This window comes from Comamonas odontotermitis (assembly GCF_014207855.1).
GTDB lineage: Bacteria > Pseudomonadota > Gammaproteobacteria > Burkholderiales > Burkholderiaceae_C > Comamonas > Comamonas odontotermitis_A.
In genome coordinates, this window is the sequence record NZ_JACHKZ010000015.1 from 22,948 (window position 1) to 38,721 (window position 15,774).

Here is a 15,774-nt window from a genome sequence, read left to right on the forward strand (position 1 = left end):
CGCAAACCAAAGCAGCAAACGGCATGGCATTCAAACCCATTCAAATCATTATCGGCGCCAAGGATGAAGCATCCAAGGTGATCGATGGCTTGTCTGCTCGGATCAAGACCGTAGGTGTTGCTGTCGCGGCCTACTTCGGTATCAATGCGTTTGCCGGAGTAGTCAAAGGTGCTGCCGACCTCGAAGCGGCCATGTCGAAGGTGCAGGCTGCCACTGGCGCGACCAGGGGCGAGATGCAGGCTATGGAAGGTGCCGCCGACAAGGCGATTGCCGGGACTGCATTTACTGCGATCGATGCGGCTGGTTCGTTGGAAAACCTTGGCAAGGCAGGTCTGTCAGCAACAGATGCAATGCAGACACTCGCGCCTGTGGTTGCCTTGGCGTCTGCTGGCAACCTCGATCTAGCTGCTTCGTCGGACATTATGACCAAGGTGGTCATGGGCATGGGCTTGGCGTGGAGCGATGCTGCTCGTGTTGCTGATGTACTGGCTAAGGGTGCCAATGCAACCAACACCAGTGTTGAGGGCCTGGGGCAAGCGCTGAGTTATACGGCACCCATTGCTCGCACGCTGGGGGTCAGCCTTGAAGGCACTGTAGCCATGATCGGTAAATTGGCCGATGCTGGTATTGATGCGAGCCGGGCAGGTACTGCACTCAACAGCATGATGAGTCAGTTTGCCGACCCAGCCAGCAAGTTCAAACAGGAGCTTCGCGCCGCAGGTATTACGACCAATAGCTTTGAAGAAGCGCTCAAACAGATGGCTGCCGCTGGGCCGGCAGCGAGCAAGGCCATCAATGCCGTTGGTCTGGAGTCTGGCCCTGCATTGCGGAGCCTGCTCAACCAGGGTATGGGTGCACTTACAGGTCTCAAGACCGAACTGCAGAACGCAGGCGGAAGTGCGAAGTCGTTTGGCGACATTCTGCGCTCTAACCTTAATGGCAGCCTGAGTGCTTTGAACCAGGCATGGACGGCTCTCACCAATGCTCTTGGGAAACCTGTACTCCCCATTCTGCAGTCGGGTGTCGACAAGTTGGCTGAAACCTTTCGGGCTTGGGTGGCAGATGGCACCATCGGCAAGTTGGGTGATTCCATAGCCAAGACTTTTGAAGCAGGAATTAAATGGGTCCAGCAGTTCATTGCTTCGTTTGATCTGGATGCACTGACCGCCAAGGTCAGTGGTTTTGCTGACCGTGCTGGTGCAGCAATGACGGACTTTGGTAACAAGGCTGCAGTAGCCGGCGGTATAGTCCAGACCGCATACGGAATTATGTCCGCGGGCGCCAGTGGCGTGATGACGGCCGTCTATCTTCTTGGTGGTGCATTCACACGGCTGCTAGAGAATGTTTCACTGGTACACCAGAAGGTGCTGGAGTTCTTCTCGAAGATTTCGTTTGGCGACATGTCCAAGCGTTTCAAGGAAGAAGCTGATCGCATCAAGATCGAAACAGAGGGATTGGGTGCAGTTGCAGAGGCGCTAGAGGCAAAGGCGCGAGAATCCTTCGCTGGTATGGCCGATGGAGCGCAGACCGCTCGTGAAGGCTTTGAGAAAATTACCGGAACCATAGAGGACAATACTGCGGCTGTTGTTGATAACAACAGGGCATACAAAGATGCGCTTGCCATGGCTGACGCTGGCCAGGCGCAAATGGACAAAGAATACGCGGCTGCACAAAAGACTACCGCAGCCATAGTGGACAAGAAAGCTGCCCTGGCCGACCTCCGAGCGCAGTATGCAGAAGCTGCCAAGAGTGGGGATGTTCAGCGTATGGCTGAGCTTCAAGGCCAAATGAAAGCCGCTTTTCAGGGCACTACCGGTGCAATGAAAGAGCAGGCTGCACAGGCGTCCGCAACATCTGAGGCAGTGGTAAACGCCTTCACTGACCTCGGTGTTGTTAGTACTGCCCAACTTAAAACTGCCGCGGCAAATGCTCGCAAATCCTTTGAAACTATCCGCGATGCCGGCACGAGTACGCCGGAGGATATTGCCAACGCCTGGGAAGCCTATTCTAAAAAGGCAATTGCCGCGAATAAGGGGGTGGAAGACTCTGCTCTTAAAACGGAAGGCTCCATCTACAAATTACGTGATGCGGCAAAAGTTGCTGGATCAACGGGTGGGCAGGAGATGGATGGTGCTGAGCGGTCAACACGTGCTGTAGGGGATGCAGCGCGAGAGGCAGCAGCTGGCTACCAGCAAATGGGTGATGAGGCGGAGGCAGCAGGTGAGAAGGCGGAGCGGGCTGCTGAGCGGCAGAAGCTCGCTACGCAACGCACCGACAACATGGGCCATGACACGCGCAGTGCTGGCGGTAAAACATGGCTATCCATATATAACGATCTCAAAAGCAATGGCCTCGATGAAGAGTCTGCCCGCAAGGGCGCTGGCGACTTCGTTGATGCTATGGGGAATGTCACCTTTTACAACAACGCAGGTCAGAAGAAGTGGCGTGGTAACACGCTTGATGCGGCCATCGGAAACCTGATTCAGGACTATTTTCTCAATGGCAAGGGCAAAGATCTGGCCCAGGCGGAAGCCAACAAGTCAAAGGAACTGGTTTCCGCAGTGCCCACACCTGCGCCTACAGCTGCTACGGCTGCCTCTCCTTCGCGCACCAGTTCCTCAGTGATCAACAACATCACGCTTATCTATAACGGCCAGCAGGAGAAATTCGGTGTCGAGACCGTCAACGGTACTGACTCCGATCTGCAGCGACTGCTCAAGAAATTGGATTTTGCTGCAAAGGTGGCGCAATGAGTAATGAGCATCACAGCCTTGGCGGAATTGTGGTTCCGCGCGGAATGATCTGGATTGATGAGCACGACTGGCTTCCAGTGCAAAAAAGCAAGGAATACAGCGTTGAAGGTGCTTTGCTGCTGGATGTGAGTGTCAAGCAAGCAGGGCGCCCCATCACCCTCCAGGCAGATGACGACGCGGGCTGGATCTCTCTTGGTGTTCTCAATCAGATCTGCGTCCTGGCCAGTGACCCTGTGGCCACCCATCGACTCATTCTCGCCGATGGCCGTGAGTTCGATGTGCAGTTTGACGCCAGTGATGACGCCATTACAGCCCGTCGGATTGGCCGCCCCGCGTTGCCCCCGTTCGATTGGGACTATGTCGCAACCTTCAAATTGATAACCGTATGACCATCCTCGAATCAGACATCGTTCTGCGCAAGTCCATCAAGATGGACGATACCGACAACGGAGGCGGTGGCCCCGGCAGTGAGTTGATCCCGTTTGGCGGCAACAACAACATTTTCCGCGACCTCTCTGCTATCGATCGCGCTGGCGGGCGGGTGCAGATTCGGCAGATCTTCCTGGGCATCCAAAGCCCCAATGCAGACCCGGCCTTGGGCGTGCACCTGTTCATCTCCAAGCCGCCCACGGACCCCAATGTGTCGGTGGTCCTGGTAAAGTGCAGCACCTTTGCTACGCGCGCCCAGATTGCCAAGGCCATCGAGGGCTACCTGGTCCGCTCTGTCGAGATCGGCCCCTATCTGCTTGAAGACCATGTGAAGGGCTCGCGCTCCATCGACCTGTTCCACCGCCCAGGCACCCAGCCGCCTGGCGTCAATGACACGCTGTTCCTGACGATTGACGAGGGCAAGCCGACCGAGCGTGTCGAGCCCATCCGCATCACTCGCGTGGCAACCGAGCCTATCAAGGGCACGGTCTCTATCAATGGCGGCTTTGAGGACTACGACGCGCTCAAGTCCAAGTGTGACCTCGCTGACCCGCTGCAAGACTTCTGGCCGGGTAGCCCGCCCAGCCGTTCATTTGGGCGCGACACCAGCAAGACGCGCGTGCGTTCTGCCTCTGTTGCAGACTCTGCCGACTTCTATGGCGCGTCCTACCTCACGACTCCCGCACAATTGGGCGACCGCACCGTGCGGGTGGACTCCATCTTTGGGCAGATCGTGCCTAACACCCGCTCGGAGCGCTCGTCCATCGACCAGCGCCCCGCAGCGGCCCGCACGCTCACCCTGGCAACCACTCCGCGCCTCGTAGAAATCGGTACGGCCGCCCACACGGACCGCATTCTGGTGACGGCTGCCAACCAGGGCTACAGCTTTGTACGGCAGATGCGTCCCGTGCCCGCGCGCGGCTCAGTCACCGTGTCCTACCGCGCTGGCGGCAATTGGTATGAGCTGCGCGACCAGGGCGACGGCAACCTCACCAGCGATGGCGCGGGCGTGGGCCGCTACAACGTGCAGACCGGAAGCCTCGCCATGGATTTTGCGGCGGTGCCCGACGTTGGGAGTTTCATCCTTATCCAGTGGGCGGACAACATCGGTTTCACCAACCGCTCGGGCGGATCGATCAATCTGGCGCCGCCCGAATACTGCTTTGTGCTGCCCGACCAGGGTGTGATGCCCGAGACCATGACCATCCTGTGGCCCAGCGGCTCGACCACGGCACTGGCGACCGTCAGCGCAACTGGCGACGTTAGTGGCGATGCTACGGGCGTCTTTGATGCGCCCAGCAGCACCATGCTCCTGCGCCCGCTCAAGATGCCAGATCCGGGGGCTGAGTTCGCAATGGAGTACCAGGTGGACAACGTGATCACCGAGCTGCTCACGCCCTCGGCAGTGGATGCCGGTGGTTTTGTGACCGTCAACCTCGCTCAGCAGCCAGCGGCGCGCAGCCTGCAGCTGCGTTGGGTGACCGCGCGCAGCGTCTCTGGCACCTCGGGTGCCAACCAGACCACTACCAATGCGATCAAGGATGTTGATGTCACCTACACCATCCGCTCGGTGCCGGAGTACTACGCCCCAGCTGAGCAGGCGACAGCTAGCACGGGCGCAACCATCACCTATCCCAAGGTGAACCCCTACGACGCAGTACGCACGGACACAAAGGGCTGATAAAGGGCTGATCTATGGCAATCAAATACGAACAACGCCCGTTTACTGTCACCAAGACGGCGGGCAATTCCAGCACCTACACCACGCAGGTGGCGCAGACCTCGGACAACAAGCTGCTGGTCATCCATGACCTGACAGACGATGGCGCAGGCAATTTCATCGGCGGCATGGGCACCGTGAGCTATGCCAGCAAGTCAGCCAATTTCAAGGCAGTGCGCTTTGACCGCACGACCGAGGCCTACCAGCAGGACTATGAAGACGCCAAGAATTTTGATGTGGCGGTGGGGGACGGCTCGGGCAACAGCTCCAGCAATGGCCTCAAGGGTGGCTCCTACAGCACGGCCAGCGTTGGCGAAGAAGTGCTGGCAGCATCCAGCGTCGTGGCGACCTATCGTGTGGCGCCCGCTGCACCGCAGAACAAGTCGTTCACCTACCAGCCCGACGCCATCGTGCTCGACCTGTGTCCGCTGACCAGCGACACGGTCGTGCCAGGCTCGGTGCGCTTTGTCTGGATGGGGCAGACCTATGACGACTTCGAAGGCGTCATCTACCGCAACCGCACGGACACCGATGTGGGGGTTCCCTCCGGCAATATGGACTACGAGGGCGGCAAGGCAATGATGTATGACTATGTCGTGGGGCCCAACCCGCAGACCGTGAACATCGTGAGCCTCTACACCCGCAAGGGCAAATGGAAGACCGCTTCCATTTTCTTCCGCACGCAGGCTGCGCCCGTCAAGCCCACCTCGGTGATCATCAACCTCGTCGACGTGCATGGTGGCAACATTTCCGTGCAGGGCGACAGCCAAGGCAAGCTCACGGGCGACCATGCCTGGGGCACCTTTGATTACCAGAGCGGCTGCGGGCAGGTACTGCTGGGCGATTGGGTGCTCGATAGTGCCCTCACGGCCGCCGATAAGGCCGAGTGGTGGTACAGCGCAGCCGACGTGGGCGCGGTGCAGCCGGGCAAGATCTGGCGCCCCTGGCCAGTGGACCCTCAGTCCATCCGCATCAATAGCGTCACCTACGTCTACCTGCCCATTGATTCCAGCATCGTGGGCCTGCAGGCCACCACCTTGCCGCCCGATGGGCGCGTGCCGATCTTCCGCCGTGGCTACTATGCGGCGCTTAGCCACACCACCGACATGGCCCCGGCGGTGCTCACGGCTGGCAACCTGATCGATGTCGGGCGGGAACGCCTCTCGCGGGTGCATCTGATTGACGCCCATGGCGAGCTGATACACACCGGCTATGTGGCAGACCTCAACATGGGGGCCATCTCGATCCAGGACACAACCGGCTGGGCGCAGCCAGTGACAGTGCGCCACGCGATTGAGCAGCTGTTCCGACTGCCCGATGTGCAGATCAATGGTGTCATCACCCTGGACTCCGATATCGCACACGACTTCCCGATGGGCAGCGTGCTCTCCAGCGCGTTGGTCGCTGGCGACCTGGAGGCCAACGTCTCGGCCAACTTCACGCAGGCCAGCTGGACCAACGTGTGGGCAGATTCGCCCATTGGCAACAAGCCCACCGCCAGCTACGACTTCCTGAACAACAAACTCGCCATGACCAACGCGGGCGGCATCACGGAGCGCTGGGCGCTGGTCTTTACCAGCACTACCCAGTTCTATGTGATGGGAGAGCACCTGGGGGTGATCGCCACAGGCGATATCAACACCAATTGCGCGCCGCTCAACCCGTTTGCCGGAGTTCCGTACTGGACGCTGCCTAAGGCGGGATTTGGCCTCAATTGGGGCGCTGGCAATGTCATCCGCTTCAACACCGTCAGCAGCCTCTACAGCCTGGCCGCAGCCATGGTGGTGCAGGCGGGCTCTCCCGAGGTGATTGATCACCAGTTCCAGCTCGTGGGCCGGGTCGATGTTGACCGCCTGCCAGCCTGACCACAGAGCACACAGAAAGGTATTCCATGGCTTTCCCCGTTAAAAACTATTCCTCGGTGAGTGCGGCAGCGCCAGTGCTCACGGGCGTTGCGCAGTCGCTGCAGCAGCTCATTCGTGCCTGCCTGGTGACCGGCTATGGCTCCAAGGCGGTGCAGTCGCTCACCGTGAGTGCTGGCATTGCGACCGCAGTCTATGCCACCGCCCATGCCTATGAGGTGGGCAAGGTGCTGCGTGTGACGGGCGCAGGCGCATCCACGGTCAACGGCGAGCGCCTGGTGCTCTCTGTGACCGCCAGTGCTGTCACATTCGCAGTGCCTGGCACGCCGGATGGTGTTGTCTCTGGCAGCATCTCCACCGATATCGCCCCTGCGGGCTGGACGGAGGTCTACACGACAGGGAGTGTGTCGGTATTCAAATCCAGCGCAGTGGAAGCCACGGGCCTGTTTCTGCGTGTCGATGACGCTGGTGCGCTCAATGCCCGTATCCGCTTGTACGAGACGATGAGCGATGCCAGCACCGGCACGGGGCCGACACCACTCGACAGCCAAGTGTCGGGTGGTCTGTACTGGCCCAAGAGCGGTGCTGCCAATGCCACGGCGCGGCCCTGGGTTCTGATCGCCGATGACCGGGGCTTTTACTTTGCCGCAGATCCGCTGAGCACTGGCCGTTACACGCTGGTGTTTGGCGGCGACTTCGCCAGCGTTAAAAGTGGCGATGCCTGGGCGGCCATGGTTGCAGGCAATCAAAGCGATCAGACCAACCTGACCACTACGCCGGACGGCTGCTGCGGCTTCTCCAACCGGGATGCCCGCTCTGGCGCCTACATCGCCCGCGCGCATTCGGCCACAGGCGGATCAGTTGCCGCCAATCGCATGGGCGCGGCGCACAACGGCACGGCTTCGGCAGTCTATTCCGGGGGCTCGGGCTACTCGGGCGCAGCGTACCCCAACCAGCCCAACAACGGGCTGCTGCTCACAAAGCCTGAACTGTGGAGCCTGGGCCTGCGGGGCACGCTGCCGGGCCTGTACCACATCCGAAACTCGGTCGGCCAAGATGTTGGTGTAGGTATCACGATTGACGGCACCGATGACCTGGCAGGCCGCAAGCTCCTCTTGCTGCGCGTGGCACCGCCTACGGGTGCTGTCGCGCCGGGCGTCGTTGCGCTGGATCTGACCGGGCCTTGGGCACGCTGAAATGGCAGTCCCCAGCTTCAACTTTGGGACGGGCAACTGGGAGATCGAGTTCTGGCTGCGCATGCTCGATTTCACATCCAACTATGGAACGGTCGTGGGTAACGCCACGTCCAGCTTTGTGTCCAGTTCGTTTTACATCATGGTGTTCGGCGATGGTGTACCCCAGACTGACGTTCGCAGAAAACTTGCAGTCGGTGGTTTCAGCGCGATCACCGGTAGCAACGTTTATGAAGCAGCAGGCAATCCGTTGTGCCTTTCGGATGTCATGCCCCAGGGGAAGCTGGAACACATCGTAGTCAACAAAGTAGGCTCGCTTGTCCGCATCTGGCAAAACGGCGCGCTCAAGGGGTCGGGCACCAGTAACGCTGCGTGGAACTTTGAAGCCAATGGCCTTTTGCTGGGCCGCAACGGCTGGGACGGGAACGCCAGTTTCCTGTCAGCGGCCATCGTGGATATGAAGGTCCGCACCGTGCCCATCCGCACCGCTGCATTCACGCCGCCAGCCGCGCCTGCCATCGGGCTGCTGCGGGAGGGCTCGGCCATTGGCACGAACCACCCCAGCTATGACGCTGTTTGCAACGGGGGTGTCGCGGTGGCATCGGTGGGCTTTGCAGGCTACCGCTACCCCACTGATGGCGCAGGGGGCACGCGCCTGGCTGCGGGCCTGTGCGGCTCTTCTGCGCCCCAGGCTGACGCCACCATCTCCGAAGCCAGCGGCCTGCTGGGCCGCGATCTGGAGTTTGGTGGGCCTGGGGTCTACCCCTTCACGGTGGAGGGCTTGCCCGATTCTCAAAAGGCGCGCGTAACCTTGCTGCGCGCCCGTGACAAGCTGGTGGTGCGTGAGGCCTGGTCCACGGCAAGCGGCACCGGCGAGTTCACGGGCCTGGATCTCGCAACGAAGTTCATTGCCGTGGCGCAGGACCCTGCAGGGCTGATGCACCCCTGCGGCGCTGAGCACTTTCCCAAGCTGCCAGGGGGTGCTCCATGAGCGAGTTGTATCTGGGTCCCGAGCATATAAACGCCCAGCTGCTGGCAAGCCTTGCATTTGCCGATGCTGCCAGCGGTGCGAGCCATATCGTGCTCTACAGCGCATTGCCTGCGCAGCCGCGTGATGTTCCGGCGGGCAGCGCCCTGGCCGATATCGCGCTTGCCAAGCCCTGCGGCTCGGTCGCTGGCGAGTCATTCACCCTGCAGCCAGCCAGCGCGGGCGGCACCATGATCCTGACCAACGGCTTTGCCCGCTGGGCGAGGTGGGTGCGCTCTGACGGCAAGCTGGTGGCCGCAGGCACGGTGAGCAATACGCTGGGCGACGGCGCGTTTCGTCTGTCGGGCGGTACGACGCCCGATGGCGAGACCACACCGCTGCTGCAGGCGGGCGGCCTCGTCGTGTTCGGCACATTGATTCTGACCTGATATGTCCGATCTTCCCGCTCTGCCTGCACGCCTTGTCTTTAGGCGCCACACGGACGATGGCCTGCCCGCGCGTCTGGTGTTTGGTGACTCGGGCGAGGGTGGCGACAACGTCACCCTCCACAGCAGCGCCAGGCTGTCGGGCCTGCGCGGCTTCGTTCGTGGCCGCGTGGGTGTCCGGCTGGGCGGTGGTGGGCGTATTTCCGGGCTGCGCGGGTATATGTCGGGCCGCTATGACGTGAATGTCGAGCGCCCCCTAGTAGGGCAGACCAAGCAGCATGTGCAGGCAGCTGCCAAGGCAGCGCTGCAGTCCTCGGACCGCTGGCAAGATAGCGAGCGGGCCCAGGTGCATGTGCAGCAGCACCAGCAGCAGGCGCTGCGCCTGTCAGGTCTCATGACCGGCAGGTGGCAAGACAGCAGGCAGTTGACCACCGCCATGGCGCAGCGGCAACAGCAGGCATTGCGCCTAGCAGCTGCAATGTCGGAGGCGTTCTCTGACGCGGGCCAACTGGTGATCTCGCTGGCCTCCCGCACCCAGGCGGCAGACAGGCTCGCTCAGCTCGCTGAAGAGGCGTTTGAGGATGCCGGTCAGCTGCGCACGGTTGCGGGTGAGCGCATTCAGCAGGCAGACCGTCTGCGGGTGCTGGCCCGTCACGCTGGTGGCTCTGCAGTGCAGTTGCTCCTGCACCATGCCGAGCGCACGCAGCAAGCAACATACCCAGGGCTGGGCGTGCGGCCTCCATTCAAGCCAGAGGGGCCAAAGCCTTGCCACCCGGATCTGCCAGCGCTGCTGTGCTTCGAGCTACCTGCGACCGGCACGCTGCCTGCCCGGCTGTATTTCCATTGCTGTGACAGGCAGGAGCCTGGCGGCGAAACCATCGTTGTCCCTGTTCAGAAGGTATACATCGTGCTCAATAGCATTTACATGCGCCGTGTGCGTGACAACGCAGTCATTCCTGCATACAGCTTTGGAATGAGTCTTGACGTGGGAAGCTGGACCTGGAGCTGGCAGGCCAGCCTGCACAGCTCGGCATTGGCCCAGATACAGCCAGAAGATGGCCAGCCGGTTGAAGTGGTGGTGGCAATCAATAGCGTCCCATATCGTCTGCTGATCGATGGATTTTCTCGGGAACGAACATTCGCAAGCACCCGAATCAATGTCTCCGGACGCGGCCGATCCGCTGTGCTGGATTCGCCATTTTCTCCCGCGCTGAACTATTCCGTTGACTCTGAGATGACCGCACGGCAGCTCGCTGAGCAGGTGCTCACGATCAATGGTGTGCCCAACGGCTGGGGTATTGACTGGCAGCTGAATGACTGGCTTGTCCCCGCAGGTGCTTGGTCGATGCAGGGCAGCTACATCCAGGCGCTGACCGACATTGCATCCTCTGTGGGGGGCTATCTACAGCCGCACAACACGGATACAACCTTGCGAATTCTGCCTCGCTATCCATCTGCGCCATGGAGGTGGGGGGTGGTCACGCCGGACTACAGCTTGCCGTCCAATGCTGTGTCTGTCGAGGGTATTGAGTGGCTGCAGAACGCTGAATACAACCGCATCTTCGTAAGCGGTGAGGGGGTGGGCGTGCTGGGTCAGGTCACCCGCATGGGCACCGCTGGTGATCTGGTGGCTCCAATGGTGACGCATCCGTTGATTACACATGCAGATGCTGCACGTCAGCGCGGAATAGCGGAACTGGCGCCTTCTGGCCGCCAGCAGCAGATTCGGCTGAGCCTGCAGATATTGCCGCAAACCGGTGTTATCAAGCCTGGCTCCTTTGTGCGCTATGTCCTGCCCTCTGGTGCTCATTTGGGCCTTGTTCGCAGCACCAGTGTTGACTGGCAAGGGGACGCAAAGCTGCGCCAATCCATCACCTTGGAAGTCCCGGAGTTCGCATGAGAAACCTTTATACCGAGTTGAAAAGGCTGGTTGGCGGAAAGCCTCGCCAGGTTGGAGATGTGATCTCCGTGGGTGATGTTGTCACTGTTGCCTTGCTGGGCGGGGGCGAGATCAAGGTAATCGGCGTTGCTGAAGTTGGGCAGCGAGTGTTTATCCGTGATGGTGTTGTAGAGGGGCCTGCGCCCGATCTGCCTATGGAACTGATCGAAATCTAGAAGGGTGACTATGCAAGATGACTATGGAGATTTGTTGCCCAGCCAGTCGGAGATTGTCAAGCGTCTTGACGCGGGTGATTCACGCATGGGGCGCCTTGAGGAAGGCTTGGACAAAAACACAAAGGCCACAGAGAGCATGGCGCGTGATGTGGCCATGCTGGTTGAGTTCCTGAATGCCATGCGTGGCGCATTCAAGGTCCTCAATTGGCTGGGCCGGTTGGCCAAGCCGTTGGGTTACATCGTTGTGCTGGCCACCGCTCTGCTTTCATTTTGGGCGGCAATCAAAGGAGGTAGATCATGAGCATGCCGGAAGTTCTCAAGCGCCGATTGATCGAAACCGCGGTTGCTATTGCTGCCGGAGCTGCCGGTGTAGCGGCATACACAGAAGCAGAAAAGCCATCGCCTGCCGTGCTACTGGCCATGGAGGTGGGCTCTTACTATGAAAGTAGCAGCCGCCATATTGGAACGCCCTACATTGACAATGCCGGAAAGGGGCGCCCGCTAACAGTCTGCAATGGAATCACGGGCAAAGAAGTTGTGGCTGGCAGGTACTACACGCCAGAAGATTGCAAGCGTCTGGAGTTGCCGCGCTACCAGAAATCGGAGCGGGAGGCCAAGGCTGCGCTCAAGCATTGGGCGACTTACAACCCCTACATCCAGGCCAGTTTCATCGACGCCTATTTCAATATGGGTGCGCGCACGGTGAACGCAGGTAGCATTCCAGCGCTTGCCAACTCCGGCGCGCTGGGCCTCGCATGTCAAAAGATGACTGAGTATGTTCTGGGGACGGTCAATGGGCAAAAGGTGAGGTTGCGTGGTCTTGTTGATCGCCGCGGCACGACGGCCGAGTTGTGTTCCGAATGGGGGCGGGACGGGCACTTCAGTGCGGGGCTCATCACTGCGGAGGCCAAGCCATGATCGTCAAGCCAATTCGCCTTTACACCTATGTGGCCGTCGGATTGCTTGGGCTCACCCTTGGTTCTATCGCTGCCTGGAATGTTCAATCTTGGCGCCTTGGTGCGCAGGTGTCCCAGGTGGAAACAAAGGAGGCGAACGGGCGTGCCAGTCGCGCCGAGGCCGCCCGCACCGACGAAACCCAAACCGCTCAACTGGAGAGTAAACATGCACAAAGCACGATCTACAATGCTGACAAGCTGGCCACCCTCAAAACTGGCATTGCTGTTGATGTGCGCTCTGAGCTTGAGCGCGCTCACCGGCTGCAGCTCAGCGCCGACAGCCGAGCCGCCACTTATCGCGCGCAAGCCGAAGCCGACGCCACTGCCCGCCGCGATCTTGCAGATAAGGCCTCTGCCCTCGATCGCCAGCTTGCAGAGGGCGTCGGAGTGGTCGCGGAACTCGGAGGCGCTCTTAAACAGAGAGACGCCGAAGTAGCAGCGCTGTGCGACCAGGTGAGCATCGAGCGCGGGTTGAACGGTGATGCGGGCGATCGGGCGTGTAGAGGACAATAAAAAACCGCCCGGAAGGCGGAATATGGAGTGTGTTGGAGCGCTTTTAAGCAAGCTTGTATGCCAAGGAAGGAGAGGCTTGCTGGCCTTGCTCCTGATCCTGTTTCTCCTTGTCAGTAGGTGGCTTTTTCCCTTGCTCTTGCGGGGATGGGATACCTGACATGTGGAGCATTCGCTTGGTTTTGGCCCAGAAGGAAGCTGAAGGATAGGCTGAGAAGTTGAACATGTAGACCTCCGGTCTATTGCGGCGCATCGAGATGGATTGCCTAGACCCACAGTACTCTCTTTAATCCCCTAAATCCTGATTACACAAAGACTTACGTGTAGAGACTCTTCTCTGGTTCAGATTGCCAAGGCGCAACGGGTAGTGTTGTTTCATTGTTGAAAATAATAAAGATAGCGGACTTTATGGCAATTGATGTATAGTGGGCTACACAAAGAAGCGTGTACTCAATGTGCAGTGCCTATTTGTTCGCTTCTTGGTGGCTCAACGCCACCCCAAAGCGTCCTCTGCGAAATTCGCCATGTTGACTTGTAGGGCTGCAGTCAACAGAGTACTTTTAAGCCCTCCAGGCCGACGAGGCTTGTGCTTCTGATTGATCTTCATTTTTAAGTCTTCTATTCCCATGGGCAAGTACGTCGTTTCGCCCGCGACTCATCAAACCGTCAGTGGCCGTTTCAGCGCCTCTTTTTCGGTTCAGCGTTCACAAGGCAATGGAAACTACTGCCGCGTGTTCCGCTTTGACAAAACCTTCGCCTCTCGCGAAGCCGCTCGAATGTTTGCAGTCACCCAGGGCTGGCTTCAGTCGAGCATGCCTAACCCGCCTGCATGTTGATGATCTGGTGACCACAGATCCAATCCCATCGCAATCCAGCGCTAATTTTCGCGTCTGTATTCGGCCAGTGCGTCACTTCTTAGCGCACACTAATCAAGAAAGGCTCCACCATGAGCAACAAAATTTATGTGGGCAACTTGCCCTACTCCGTAACCGATTCCAGCCTGAAGGACAACTTTGCTGAATTCGGTGAAGTGTCATCTGCCAAGGTGATGATGGATCGTGATACTGGTCGCTCCAAAGGCTTCGGCTTTGTAGAGATGGCATCAGCTGATGTTGCACAGGCCGCGATTAAAGGCCTGAATGGCATGTCCGTTGACGGACGACAAATTATTGTCAACCTTGCTCGCCCCCGTGAAGAGTCCAGAAACTCTGGTGGATATGGCGATAACGGTTTCCGCGCAAGTGGCCGTAGTGATGTTGGCTATGGCGCAGGCGGTCATGGTGGTGGCCGATACTGAGCACTTCAAATCGTGAAGAATAGGCTGAAATAGCCGACTTCTATAGGGCTTAGATAGGCCATCTAGCCCAAACTAAGAGCCTCCCCGGCGCCACTACGGCACTGGAGAGGTTTTTTCTTGTATGGAGAACCCATTGCATGTTCGTTATACTGTATTTTTGAACAGTATTTAAGGGTGGCCCATGCAGATTGATCAGATCGCAATTGCCGTGCTTGGGGCTGCTGCTGCCTGGCTGTCTCAGGCGCGCTCGGAGGCTTTCAGGCGGTGGGCATGCATCTTTGGCATGCTTGGGCAACCATTCTGGTTCTACGCCTCATGGAATGCTGAGCAGTGGGGCATATTCGTAGTGAGTGTGCTCTACGCCCTGGCCTGGATGAAAGGGCTCTGGAACCATTGGATTCGGCCTACACCCAGCGACATGGCGGCGGAGAAAATAGGCACCATTCAATTCGTCCCCGAAGCGAAAAAATGATCCAGAGCCTGCACATTGAAAAAAAGCGCGCCCGGTCAGTATCTGGCCCGGGTCATGAATGAACACTCAGAAGCCCTGAGCTTCACATCGAGTTGCATTGCTGGCGCGATCCGAGACGCCGCCCGCATGATCCCCAAGGCCAAAGCGTTTCACATCTGGTATGAGCATGTGAGCATCGGAACCACACCCGTCCTGCACATGCAGAACGACTCGGAGACGCTGGCCTCCAAGCTGAAGCTGTTGCATGGGCAGTTTTGGGGTTGAAGGTTGACGAAGAACTACCGTCAAAACGGCACATCCGGCCCTAGATCGCGGCAGACTTCCCGCATTTCCGCAGGTGTTGGTGCGCAGCGCCAGATCATTGAGCCCAGGATAGGCATAGTCTCAGGGTGCGACGGCTTGATGCTGTCCGCGCGCTCATGCTCCGGCGTCTTGATCCATTGATCTTGTGGCTTGATGTGCCATTGCCAGTATCTTGATCCAATCATGTTGATCTCCAAAACACTGTATATTTATACAGTAATATGGAGTTGCCATGGAATCATTTGCACACTTTGAAGTCGGGGATTTGCCTGGCAGGTTTAATCAGGGCAGGGCCTCTCCTGGAACTGATGGGTACATTGCAGCCAAGAAAAAGGCGGGCTATCCATCCTGTGTACTGAGGCTGCAGCATGCTGGCGTGATTCTTCCTGTCTATCTGCTGCAATTCAGACCAAGGCTGCATGGAAATTTGGTCACAACCCGCGCCTATGATGGTTCTGACTGCACCTGTTTGGTAGACCGCGAAGATCCTGACAAATTGCTTTGCCAGGCTTTGGAGCATGCAGAGGTGTGGAAGGAGCGGGACAATGTGCTCTTGCTTCGCGGTATCGAGTGGGATGAGGCAGAGTTGCAGCAATGGCCTCAGATTTGGATCTGCGCACCTTCGCCTGCTGAGATCGCGAGCAGTCTAAAGATCCTGAGCCCTTGGCTTGAGAAGCAATACATGAAGGTCAAACGGCCGCCATATCCTGAATTCCCCCGGAGGAAATAGTTACAGCTCTACGTGCGCTGC

17 protein-coding genes are annotated in these 15,774 nt (G+C 58.9%); all 17 read left to right on the plus strand.

The window, feature by feature from the left end:
• Positions 1-23 precede the first annotated feature (23 nt).
• The 17 genes from HNP33_RS12605 to HNP33_RS12680 all read left to right on the plus strand — a co-directional run bounded on the left by HNP33_RS12605 (position 24) and on the right by HNP33_RS12680 (position 15,753).
• Positions 24-2,753, plus strand: a complete 2,730-nt coding sequence (locus HNP33_RS12605) for a phage tail tape measure protein (protein WP_184708964.1) — start codon at positions 24-26, stop codon at positions 2,751-2,753.
• The gene (locus HNP33_RS12610) at positions 2,750-3,142 is read left to right on the plus strand and encodes a hypothetical protein (RefSeq protein ID WP_184708966.1); all 393 of its coding nucleotides are present in this window, start codon (positions 2,750-2,752) and stop codon (positions 3,140-3,142) included. Before HNP33_RS12605 ends, HNP33_RS12610 begins: the two co-directional genes overlap by 4 nt.
• Positions 3,139-4,863 carry a hypothetical protein gene (locus HNP33_RS12615; protein ID WP_184708968.1) on the plus strand — a complete coding sequence of 575 codons (1,725 nt, stop codon included), beginning with the start codon at positions 3,139-3,141 and terminating at the stop codon, positions 4,861-4,863. The genes HNP33_RS12610 and HNP33_RS12615 overlap by 4 nt, the downstream gene beginning before the upstream one ends.
• A gap of 14 nt (positions 4,864-4,877) precedes the next feature.
• On the plus strand, positions 4,878-6,767 hold the full coding sequence (locus HNP33_RS12620) for a hypothetical protein (RefSeq protein WP_184708970.1): 1,890 nt from the start codon (positions 4,878-4,880) through the stop codon (positions 6,765-6,767).
• Between the two features lie 26 nt (positions 6,768-6,793).
• Positions 6,794-7,960 (plus strand): hypothetical protein, encoded by a 1,167-nt coding sequence (locus HNP33_RS12625; RefSeq protein WP_184708972.1) that lies wholly within the window; start codon positions 6,794-6,796, stop codon positions 7,958-7,960.
• Between the two features lies 1 nt (position 7,961).
• On the plus strand, positions 7,962-8,948 hold the full coding sequence (locus tag HNP33_RS12630) for a LamG-like jellyroll fold domain-containing protein (RefSeq protein WP_184708974.1): 987 nt from the start codon (positions 7,962-7,964) through the stop codon (positions 8,946-8,948).
• Positions 8,945-9,373 carry a hypothetical protein gene (locus HNP33_RS12635; RefSeq protein ID WP_184708976.1) on the plus strand — a complete coding sequence of 143 codons (429 nt, stop codon included), beginning with the start codon at positions 8,945-8,947 and terminating at the stop codon, positions 9,371-9,373. The genes HNP33_RS12630 and HNP33_RS12635 overlap by 4 nt, the downstream gene beginning before the upstream one ends.
• A 1-nt stretch (position 9,374) precedes the next feature.
• Positions 9,375-11,270 carry a hypothetical protein gene (locus HNP33_RS12640; RefSeq protein WP_184708978.1) on the plus strand — a complete coding sequence of 632 codons (1,896 nt, stop codon included), beginning with the start codon at positions 9,375-9,377 and terminating at the stop codon, positions 11,268-11,270.
• Positions 11,267-11,485: a hypothetical protein gene (locus tag HNP33_RS12645; RefSeq protein ID WP_184708980.1), complete on the plus strand. Its 219-nt coding sequence runs from the start codon at positions 11,267-11,269 to the stop codon at positions 11,483-11,485. The genes HNP33_RS12640 and HNP33_RS12645 overlap by 4 nt, the downstream gene beginning before the upstream one ends.
• A gap of 10 nt (positions 11,486-11,495) precedes the next feature.
• Positions 11,496-11,786, plus strand: a complete 291-nt coding sequence (locus tag HNP33_RS12650) for a hypothetical protein (protein ID WP_184708982.1) — start codon at positions 11,496-11,498, stop codon at positions 11,784-11,786.
• Entirely contained in the window at positions 11,783-12,403 is a 621-nt protein-coding gene (locus HNP33_RS12655; protein WP_233464514.1) for a lysozyme, read from the plus strand. Before HNP33_RS12650 ends, HNP33_RS12655 begins: the two co-directional genes overlap by 4 nt.
• Entirely contained in the window at positions 12,400-12,954 is a 555-nt protein-coding gene (locus HNP33_RS12660; protein WP_184708984.1) for a hypothetical protein, read from the plus strand. The genes HNP33_RS12655 and HNP33_RS12660 overlap by 4 nt, the downstream gene beginning before the upstream one ends.
• Before the next feature lie 623 nt (positions 12,955-13,577).
• The gene (locus tag HNP33_RS21060; RefSeq protein WP_233464515.1) at positions 13,578-13,787 is read left to right on the plus strand and encodes a hypothetical protein; all 210 of its coding nucleotides are present in this window, start codon (positions 13,578-13,580) and stop codon (positions 13,785-13,787) included.
• Positions 13,788-13,897: 110 nt separating this feature from the next.
• Positions 13,898-14,248 (plus strand): RNA recognition motif domain-containing protein, encoded by a 351-nt coding sequence (locus HNP33_RS12665; RefSeq protein ID WP_184708986.1) that lies wholly within the window; start codon positions 13,898-13,900, stop codon positions 14,246-14,248.
• 181 nt (positions 14,249-14,429) lie between these two features.
• Complete coding sequence (locus HNP33_RS12670) at positions 14,430-14,720, plus strand: hypothetical protein (protein WP_184708988.1); 291 nt, start codon at positions 14,430-14,432, stop codon at positions 14,718-14,720.
• Between the two features lie 54 nt (positions 14,721-14,774).
• A complete protein-coding gene (locus HNP33_RS12675) occupies positions 14,775-14,984 on the plus strand; it encodes a hypothetical protein (protein WP_233464516.1) in 210 nt (69 codons plus the stop codon).
• 271 nt (positions 14,985-15,255) lie between these two features.
• Positions 15,256-15,753, plus strand: a complete 498-nt coding sequence (locus HNP33_RS12680; protein WP_184708990.1) for a hypothetical protein — start codon at positions 15,256-15,258, stop codon at positions 15,751-15,753.
• Positions 15,754-15,774: the final 21 nt, after the last annotated feature.